6 protein-coding genes are annotated in these 8,950 nt (G+C 74.0%); 5 read left to right on the top strand and 1 reads right to left on the bottom strand.

Features of this window, described 5'->3' with window-relative positions:
• Positions 1-417 precede the first annotated feature (417 nt).
• Complete coding sequence (locus ACFV0Q_RS33350) at positions 418-1,761, bottom strand: SWIM zinc finger family protein (RefSeq protein WP_385010512.1); 1,344 nt, start codon at positions 1,759-1,761, stop codon at positions 418-420.
• Between the two features lie 134 nt (positions 1,762-1,895).
• Between ACFV0Q_RS33350 and ACFV0Q_RS33345 the strand changes: the two genes are divergently transcribed.
• The 5 genes from ACFV0Q_RS33345 to sucD all read left to right on the top strand — a co-directional run bounded on the left by ACFV0Q_RS33345 (position 1,896) and on the right by sucD (position 8,902).
• Positions 1,896-3,002: an AAA family ATPase gene (locus ACFV0Q_RS33345; RefSeq protein WP_385010510.1), complete on the top strand. Its 1,107-nt coding sequence runs from the start codon at positions 1,896-1,898 to the stop codon at positions 3,000-3,002.
• Entirely contained in the window at positions 2,999-5,287 is a 2,289-nt protein-coding gene (locus tag ACFV0Q_RS33340; RefSeq protein WP_385010508.1) for a DUF5682 family protein, read from the top strand. Before ACFV0Q_RS33345 ends, ACFV0Q_RS33340 begins: the two co-directional genes overlap by 4 nt.
• A 76-nt stretch (positions 5,288-5,363) precedes the next feature.
• A complete protein-coding gene (locus ACFV0Q_RS33335) occupies positions 5,364-6,545 on the top strand; it encodes a VWA domain-containing protein (protein WP_385010507.1) in 1,182 nt (393 codons plus the stop codon).
• Between the two features lie 266 nt (positions 6,546-6,811).
• On the top strand, positions 6,812-7,990 hold the full coding sequence (gene sucC, locus ACFV0Q_RS33330; RefSeq protein ID WP_385010505.1) for an ADP-forming succinate--CoA ligase subunit beta: 1,179 nt from the start codon (positions 6,812-6,814) through the stop codon (positions 7,988-7,990).
• Between the two features lie 21 nt (positions 7,991-8,011).
• Positions 8,012-8,902, top strand: a complete 891-nt coding sequence (gene sucD, locus ACFV0Q_RS33325; RefSeq protein ID WP_385010503.1) for a succinate--CoA ligase subunit alpha — start codon at positions 8,012-8,014, stop codon at positions 8,900-8,902.
• The last annotated feature ends 48 nt before the right edge of the window (positions 8,903-8,950 follow it).

Genomic DNA, 8,950 nt, shown 5'->3' with positions numbered 1-8,950 from the left:
GCGCCGAGCAGTGCCTCCGGCGCGCCGCCCCGCCGTTCGGTGCCCAGCAGCGCGGTCGCGACCAGCTCCTCCCAGTCCCCGTCCCCCTCGTCCGCCGTGGCCGTCGTGCCGCCCGCATGGTCGGTGTCGTTCACCGGACCCCCTCCCTCGTCGTCCCGCGTGTCCGTGTCCGTGCCTGCGCGTGCCCCGGTCCCGCCCCCTCCGCGGGACCGGGGCATGCGTCAGCTGGCGTGGTTGTCGTCCATCACAAAGCCCCCCGGCTTTCTCATCCCGTACGGCGGCGCCCCCGCGCCCCGTTCCGGGTACTCGATGTGCACGGCGGATCCCGGTCGACCCGTACCTCGCGGTACCGGCCCTCCGGCCCCGATCCGCCGTCCCCCTTCCTCTGCACGCCCCCCGGGCCCCCCGGCCCGGCCGTCACCCCAGGGCGACCGGCTCCGCGGCATGCGGGTGCCAGGCCGTCAGCGGGGTGAAGCCGCGGTGGCCGCACTCGCCGAACACCGTGACCGGCCCGCCGCCCGAGAGGGCGGCCAGCTGCCACAGCCCCGACCGCGAGCGGCCCGGAGCGAGCGTCACCGGCAGGGCGGACGTCCCTTCCGCGTCCGCGATCTGCCAGCCCCCCTCACCCGATTCCCCCGGTATCGGGATCACCGGACCCAGGACCACCGGCCAGGACTCCAGCCACGGGTCCTCCCGCAGCGCGGCCCCGTAGGCCTCCAGGGCCTCTCCGGTGCTCGCCCCGGCCGGAGCCCCGGGGGCCGCCGCCGTGACGGCGCGGTCCCCGAGATCCGCCCGGAGCCCCGCCGAGCCGGGCCGGAAGCGGGCTTCCGCCTCCAGCACCAGTCCGGTGGGCAGCGCCAGTTCCGGCGGCCGCCCGGGCGGGCCGAAGTCCAGCACCAGGGCCGGGCGTCCGCTCCCCAGCCCGCGCAGCCATGTCCGGCGGGTGGTGAGCCGGCCGTCCGGGGACACCGAGTCGTACTGGGCCAGTACGAGCCAGCGGTCCCGGACGGGTTCCCCCTCCGCCGCGTACGGCAGCCCCACCCGGCTGCGGACGGTCGCGGCCAGCGGCTCCGGCAGCCCGGACACTCCCAGCCAGGCCCTGTCCAGCAGGTGCAGCAGCGCGAACTCCTCAAGCATCCGGGCGGGCCAGCCGGCGCCGCAACCGGGTATTGCCCCCAACTCCCTTACCCGGGCGGCGAGTCCGGGGGCCTGGGCGTCGACCATCCGGGCGGCGGTCTCCTCCCAGCCCGCGTAGCCCGCCCGCTCCTGCCCGGCGAGCCCGGCGCGGAGCAGGTCCACGAGCCGCTGTTCCAGCTCGGTGACGCCCGCCCCGACGCGTTCCGCCCGGCGCTCGGCCCGCTTCCGGGCGGCCTCCGCGTCGGCCGGCCGGGCCGGCCCGGCGGCCCGGCGCTCCGTCCTGGCCGCCCGCTCCGCCAGCCACCCCGCCGCCCAGTCCGGCGCCTCGGCGGGATCGCCCGCCTCCCGCGCCGCCCAGAGCAGCATCAGTCCCAGCGCGTGCTTGCACGGGAACTTCCGGCTCGGGCAGGAGCACTTGTACGCCGGCCCCGCCGGGTCCACGACCGTCCGGTACGGCGTGCTGCCGCTGCCCTTGCACAACCCCCACACCGCACCGGAAGCGGAACCTCCGGTCTGAGTCCACGGCCCCTCCCCTCCAAGCTTCCCTCCCGCCTTGCGTGATGCCTCGTCAGGAGCCAGAGCCAGTACCTGTTCCGCCGTCCGGCGGACCTGCTGCCCAGTCATGTGAACCACCGTAGAGACCCCCACTGACAATCGCTCTGACCTGCAACAACGGCTCGAACAAGGGGCGTTGTCAGTGGCATGGTGCACGGTTGTTCCAGCAGTCGGGAACGGCTGGCGAGCATTGGAGGGGGACCATGACCATGCCCGGAATCGACACCGCCGGCGAGGCGCTGCGACCGCACGCCGAAGACGCCTTCGCACACGAACTGAAAGCCCTGGAAGCGGCCGACGACCGGCCCCGCCCGACCCGCTGGAAGCTCTCCCCGTGGGCCGTGGCCACCTACCTGCTCGGCGGCACGCTCGGCGACGGCACCGTCATCACACCCAAGTACGTCGGCCCGCGCAGGATCGTCGAAGTCGCCGTGACCACCCTCGCCACCGACCGCGCCCTGCTCCTCCTCGGCGTCCCCGGCACCGCCAAGACCTGGGTGTCCGAACACCTCGCGGCCGCCGTCAGCGGGGACTCCACCCTCCTGGTCCAGGGCACCGCCGGCACCCCCGAGGAGGCCATCCGCTACGGCTGGAACTACGCCCGCCTCCTCGCCCACGGCCCGAGCCGCGAAGCCCTCGTCCCCAGCCCCGTCATGCGGGCCATGGCCGACGGCATGACCGCCCGGGTCGAGGAACTCACCCGCATCCCCGCCGACGTCCAGGACACCCTCATCACCGTCCTGTCCGAGAAGACCCTCCCGATACCGGAACTCGGCCAGGAGGTGCAGGCCGTGCGCGGCTTCAACCTCATCGCCACCGCCAACGACCGCGACCGCGGGGTCAACGAGCTCTCCAGCGCGCTGCGCCGCCGCTTCAACACCGTGGTGCTGCCGCTGCCCGCCACCGCCGACGCCGAGGTCGACATCGTCGCCCGCCGCGTCGACCAGATGGGCCGCGCCCTGGACCTCCCGGCAGCGCCCGAGGGGCTGGAGGAGATCCGCCGGGTCGTCACCGTCTTCCGCGAGCTGCGCGAGGGCGTCACCGGCGACGGCCGCACCAAGGTGAAGTCGCCCAGCGGCACCCTCTCCACCGCCGAGGCCATCTCCGTGGTCACCGGCGGGCTGGCGCTGGCCGCCCACTTCGGCGACGGCGTCCTGCGCCCCTCCGACGTGGCCGCCGGGATCCTCGGCGCCGTCGTCCGGGACCCGGCCGCGGACCGGGTCGTCTGGCAGGAGTACCTGGAGGCGGTCGTCCGCGAGCGGGACGGCTGGAAGGACTTCTACCGCGCCTGCCGGGAGGTGATGGCATGAGCCCGGGGGCCGCGGGGCCGCTGCTGCTGGGCGTGCGCCACCACGGGCCCGGCTCCGCCCGGTCCGTACGGGCCGCGCTCGACGCCGCCCGGCCGCGGGCCGTGCTCATCGAGGGGCCGCCCGAGGCGGACGCGCTGCTGCCGCTCGCCGCCGATCCCGGCATGCGTCCGCCCGTCGCGCTGCTCGCGCACGCGGCGGACGATCCGGGCCGGGCCGCGTTCTGGCCGCTCGCCGACTTCTCCCCGGAGTGGGTCGCCCTGCGCTGGGCGCAGGAGCGGGGCGTGCCGGTGCGGTTCGTCGACCTGCCCGCCGCGCACACGCTCGCCGCCGGCCCCGGGCCGGACGAGCCCGGACCGGACGGGCCGCGGTCCGACGGGAGGGGCGACGTGCCGGTGGATCCGCTCGCCGCGCTCGCCACGGCCGCCGGGTACGACGATCCGGAGCGCTGGTGGGAGGACGTGGTCGAGCACCGGGACGCGGGGGCCGCCCCGGACCCCCTGGCCGCCTTCGAAGCGGTCGCGGAGGCGATGGGAGCCCTGCGCGAGACCTACGGCGACGGCGGCCGCCCCCACGACCTGGTCCGCGAGGCGCACATGCGGCAGAAGATGCGCGCCGCCCGCAAGGAGTTCGGCGAGGAGTACGCCGTGGTCTGCGGGGCCTGGCACGTCCCGGCGCTGCGCGCCCGGACCACGGCGGCGGCCGACCGGGCCCTGCTCGCCGGGCTCCCGAAGACCAAGGTGGAGACCACCTGGGTGCCGTGGACCCACCGCAGGCTCGCCCGGGCCGGCGGATACGGCGCGGGCATCACCTCGCCGGGCTGGTACGCGCACCTCTTCGCGGCCCGGGACCGGCCCGTCGAGCGGTGGCTGACCAAGGTCGCGGACCTGCTGCGGGAAGAGGACCGGCAGGTCTCCCCGGCGCATGTGATCGAGGCCGTCCGGCTGGCCGGAACCCTGGCCGCCCTGCGCGGCCGCCCGCTGCCCGGGCTCACCGAAACCCTGGAGGCCGTCCGGGCGGTGATGTGCGACGGCTCCGGCGTACCGCTCGCGCTGATCGAGGACCGGCTCGTCGTCGGGGACGTCCTCGGCGAGGTCCCCGACGCGGCGCCCGCCGTACCGCTCCAGCGGGACCTGACCCGCCTGACGCGCTCGCTGCGGCTCAAGGCCGAGGCGCAGCGCCGCGACCTGGAGCTGGACCTGCGCAAGGACACCGACGCGGCCAAGTCCCTGCTGCTGCACCGGCTGCGGCTGCTCGGCGTCGACTGGGGCGTGCCCACGGCCTCCCGGAACGGCACGGGCACCTTCCGCGAGACCTGGCGGCTGTGCTGGGAACCGGAGCTGTCGGTCCGGGTCGCCGAGGCCGGGATCTGGGGCACCACCGTCCTGGGGGCGGCCACCGCCAAGGCCGAGGCCGACGCCGAGGGCGCCGGGGAGCTGCGCGAGGTCACGGCGCTGGCCGAGCGCTGCCTGCTGGCCGGGCTCTCGCGGGCGCTGCCCGCCGTCCTGCGCGCCCTCGCCGACCGGGCCGCGCTCGACACCGATGTGGCCCGGCTGGCCGAGGCGCTGCCCGCGCTGGCCCGTTCGCTGCGGTACGGGGACGTACGGGGGACCGACGCGGCGGCGCTGGGGACGGTCGCGGCGGGTCTGGCGGAGCGGATCTGCGTGGCGCTGCCCCCGGCCTGCGCGGCCGGGCTGGACGCCGACGGGGCGGCCGGGATGCGGGACCACGTGGACGGGGTGCACGGCGCGGTCGCCCTGCTCGCGGACGCCGACCCCGGGCTGCGGGAACGCTGGTCGGGGGTGCTGCGGACGCTGGCCGGGCGGGACACCGTGCCCGGGCTGATACGCGGCCGCGCCGTCCGGCTGCTGCTGGACGGCGGCCGGCTCCCCGCCGAGGAGTCGGCGCGCCTGATGGGGCTCGCGCTGTCCCCGGCGGCGGCCCCGGCGGACGCGGCGGGCTGGATCGAGGGGTTCGCCGGCGGGAGCGCGGGCGGGGGCACGCTGCTGGTCCACGACGAGCGGCTGCTGGGCCTGATCGACGCCTGGCTGGTGTCGGTGCCGCCGAGGGCGTTCATCGGCGTACTGCCGCTGCTGCGGCGCACGTTCGGGGCGTACGAGCCGGGCGTGAAGCGGACCCTGGGCGAGCTGGTCCGGCGCGGCCCGGGCGGCCGCGCGGGGCGCTCCGCGTCGCGTGCCGCCCCCGAGGGCTTCGACCCGGAGCTCGACCCCGCCCGCGCGGCCGCGGCGGCGGACCTGGCCCACCTCCTGCTGGCCGCGCCGGGGTGAGGCGGAGGGACGGACGGCGGGCGGGGCAGGACGGGGCTGCGGCCCGATGGCGGAACGAGCGGAGGGGGAAGGACAGATGAGGGAGCAGGGCGGGGTGGAGGCGGGCCCGGGCACGGAGCCGCCCGCGGGCGGGGACGAGCGGCTGCGGCGCTGGCGGATGGTGCTCGGCGGCGGCGAGGCCGACGGCACCGGGTGCGCGCTGGGCGGGCGGGACGCCGCCATGGACGCGGCGCTCGGGGCGCTGTACGGGGACGGCGGAGGGAGGGACCGGGGGGAGCGGTCCGCCGGGCTCGGGGGTTCCGCGCCGCATGTGGCGCGCTGGCTCGGGGACATCCGTACGTACTTCCCCAGCTCGGTCGTCCAGGTCATGCAGCGGGACGCCATCGAGCGGCTCGGCCTGTCCACGCTGCTGCTGGAGCCGGAGATGCTGGAGGCCGTCGAGCCCGACGTCCACCTGGTCGGCACCCTGCTGTCGCTGAACAAGGCGATGCCGGACACCACCAAGGAGACGGCGCGGGCCGTGGTCCGCACGGTGGTCGAACAGCTGGAGAAGCGCCTGGCGGCCCGCACCCGGGCCACGGTGACGGGCGCCCTCGACCGTTCGGCGCGGATCGCCCGCCCCCGCCACCGTGACATTGACTGGGACCGGACCATCCGGGCGAACCTGAAGAACTACCTGCCCGAGCACCGCACGGTCGTCCCGGAGCGGCTCGTCGGGTACGGCCGCTCGGCGCGCGCGGTCCGCAAGGAGGTCGTCCTCTGCGTCGACCAGTCGGGTTCGATGGCGGCCTCCGTCGTCTACGCCTCCGTCTTCGGGGCGGTGCTGGCCTCGATGCGCTCGATCGCGACCCGTCTGGTGGTCTTCGACACGGCCGTCGTCGACCTCACCGAACAGCTCGACGACCCCGTCGACGTCCTCTTCGGCACCCAGCTCGGCGGCGGCACCGACATCAACCGCGCCCTCGCCTACTGCCAGTCCCGCATCACCCGCCCCGCCGACACGGTCGTCGTCCTGATCAGTGATCTCTACGAGGGCGGCATACGCGACGAGATGATCAAGCGGGTGGCGGCGATGAAGGCGGCCGGGGTGCAGTTCGTGACCCTCCTCGCGCTGTCCGACGAGGGCGCCCCCGCCTATGACCGCGAACACGCGGCGGCGCTCGCCGCACTGGGCGCTCCGGCCTTCGCCTGCACCCCTGATCTGTTCCCGGAGGTGATGGCGGCGGCACTGGAGAAGCGGCCCCTGCCGACCACGTGAGGACGCTGCCGCAAATCGGCAGATCACACGAAGTCGCAGTTCAACCGTGAGGCGATCTGTGACAGGTATCACCGCTCAGGTGTGAGCCCTGATTTAGGGACCTACGTCCCACGGGGATAACCTGCGGGACGGACATGCCGCGTCCACGGTCACCGTGTGCGCTCCCCTTGTGACAGCGCCGTCACGTTGCCCTCCGCGGCACGCCCACGCAGATAGCAGACAACCGCGAATCACTGCGAATCTTTGAAGACAAGGGACGGACGCGCGTGGACCTGTTCGAGTACCAGGCGAGGGACCTCTTCGCCAAGCACGGTGTACCGGTGCTGGCCGGTGAAGTGATCGACACGCCTGAGGCGGCGCGCGAGGCCACGGAGCGGCTGGGCGGCAAGTCGGTCGTCAAGGCGCAGGTGAAGGTCGGCGGCCGCGGCAAGGCCGGCGGCGTCAAGCTGGCCGCCACCCCGGACGAGGCCGTCGCCCGTGCGACGGACATCCTGGGCATGGACATCAAGGGCCACACGGTCCACAAGGTGATGATCGCCGAGACGGCTCCCGAGATCCTCGAGGAGTACTACGTCTCGTACCTGCTGGACCGTACCAACCGCACCTTCCTGGCCATGGCCTCGGTCGCGGGCGGCATGGACATCGAGCAGGTCGCCGAGGAGACCCCGGAGAAGCTCGCCAAGGTCCCGGTGAACGCCAACGAGGGCGTGACCATCGAGAAGGCCCGCGAGATCGTCGCCCTGGCGAAGTTCCCGGCCGAGGTCGCCGAGAAGGTCGCCGAGGTCCTCGTGACCCTGTGGGCGACCTTCATCGCCGAGGACGCGCTCCTCGTCGAGGTCAACCCGCTCGCGAAGGTCGCCAACGGCGACGTCATCGCGCTCGACGGCAAGGTCTCGCTCGACGAGAACGCCGAGTTCCGCCAGCCGGGCCACGAGGAGTTCGTGGACCACGCGGCCGCGAACCCGCTCGAGGCCGCCGCCAAGGCGAAGAACCTCAACTACGTCAAGCTCGACGGTGAGGTCGGCATCATCGGCAACGGCGCGGGTCTCGTCATGAGCACCCTCGACGTCGTCGCGTACGCCGGCGAGAACCACGGCGGCGTCAAGCCCGCCAACTTCCTCGACATCGGCGGTGGCGCCTCCGCCGCCGTCATGGCCAACGGCCTCGAGATCATCCTCGGCGACCCGGACGTCAAGTCCGTCTTCGTCAACGTCTTCGGTGGCATCACCGCGTGTGACGAGGTCGCCAACGGCATCGTCCAGGCGCTGCAGCTGCTCGCGGACAAGGGCGAGGCGGTCACCAAGCCGCTGGTCGTCCGTCTCGACGGCAACAACGCCGAGCTGGGTCGCAAGATCCTGTCGGACGCCAACCACCCGCTGGTGCAGCGCGTGGACACCATGGACGGCGCGGCCGACAAGGCCGCCGAGCTCGCGGCTGCGAAGTAAGGGCAGAGGTCACAGACTCACATGGCTATCTTCCTCAACAAGGACAGCAAGGTCATCGTCCAGGGCATGACCGGTGCCACGGGCATGAAGCACACCAAGCTGATGCTGGCTGACGGCACCAACATCGTCGGCGGCGTGAACCCGCGCAAGGCCGGCACGACCGTCGACTTCGACGGCACCGAGGTCCCGGTCTTCGGCTCCGTCGCCGAGGCGATGGAGAAGACGGGCGCCAACGTCTCCGTCCTCTTCGTCCCGCCGGCCTTCGCCAAGGCCGCCGTGGTCGAGGCGATCGACGCCGAGATCCCGCTGGCCGTCGTCATCACCGAGGGCATCGCGGTGCACGACTCCGCCGCCTTCTGGGCGCACGCGATCGCCAAGGGCAACAAGACGCGGATCATCGGCCCGAACTGCCCGGGTCTGATCACCCCCGGCCAGTCCAACGCCGGCATCATCCCGGGCGACATCACCAAGCCCGGCCGCATCGGTCTCGTGTCCAAGTCCGGCACGCTGACCTACCAGATGATGTACGAGCTGCGCGACATCGGCTTCTCGTCCGCCGTCGGCATCGGTGGCGACCCGGTCATCGGCACCACGCACATCGACGCCCTCGAGGCGTTCGAGGCCGACCCCGACACCGACCTGATCGTCATGATCGGCGAGATCGGCGGCGACGCCGAGGAGCGTGCGGCGGACTTCATCGCGAAGAACGTCACCAAGCCGGTCGTCGGTTACGTCGCGGGCTTCACCGCCCCCGAGGGCAAGACCATGGGCCACGCCGGCGCCATCGTCTCCGGTTCTTCTGGCACCGCACAGGCCAAGAAGGAGGCCCTCGAGGCCGCGGGCGTGAAGGTCGGCAAGACGCCGACCGAGACCGCCAAGCTGGCCCGGGAGATCCTGAACGCCGCCCAGTAGGCACCGTTCGCTCGTGTACGGGCGTGGCCCGCACCCCCTCGGGGGTGC

The sequence above is a fragment of the Streptomyces sp. NPDC059564 genome (genome assembly GCF_042735575.1).
Taxonomy (GTDB): domain Bacteria; phylum Actinomycetota; class Actinomycetes; order Streptomycetales; family Streptomycetaceae; genus Streptomyces.
The sequence above is the reverse complement of the archived record's forward strand: the minus strand, read 5'-3'. Positions and strand labels throughout refer to the sequence as shown.